The sequence below is a fragment of the Cupriavidus sp. 01L46 genome, assembly GCF_056399905.1.
The window spans coordinates 1-690 of the sequence record NZ_JBFTSF010000679.1; the positions used below are offsets into that span (position 1 = coordinate 1).

General features: G+C 65.5%; 1 protein-coding gene. It reads left to right on the plus strand.

Annotated features, from left to right (window positions below; translation table 11 throughout):
* Positions 1–690 (plus strand): hypothetical protein (locus AC1DS3_RS39285; RefSeq protein ID WP_477129453.1); only part of this gene is annotated, 690 nt, incomplete at both ends.

Sequence of the window (690 nt, forward strand, 5' to 3'; positions counted from 1 at the left end):
GCCACCGTTGCCATTACCGGCAACTTCCAAGGTAGCGAGGACGTGCTGGCCTTCACCAACAACCCCGCCACCATGGGCAATATCACGGCGAGCTACAACGGCGCGACCGGGGTGATGACCCTGACCTCGGCCGGCGCGAGCGCCACGACGGCCCAGTGGCAAGCGGCGCTGCGCTCGGTCACCTACACCGATAGCTCGGACACGCCGATCACCAGCAACCGCACCATCAGCTTTACCGTCAATGACGGCACGGCCAATGGCAATACCGCGACCAAGGTCGTTACCGTCGCGGCCGTCGATGACTCGCCCATTGCCACCGGTTCCGGCGGCACCACCGCGTTCACCGAAGGCAACAACGTTGCCAGCACGCCGGTTGYCATCGATGGCGGCTTCACGGTCAGCGACCTGGACAACACCACGCTCGCCAGYGCCACTGTTGCCATTACCGGCAACTTCCAAGGTAGCGAGGACGTGCTGGCCTTCACCAGCAACCCCGCCACCACGGGCAATATCACGGCGAGCTACAACAGCGGGACCGGGGTGCTGACCCTGACCTCGGCCGGCGCGAGCGCCACGACGGCGCAGTGGCAAGCGGCGCTGCGCTCGGTCACCTACACCGATAGCTCGGACACGCCGAGCACCGGCAGCCGCACMATCAGCTTTACCGTCAATGACGGCACGGCCAATAGC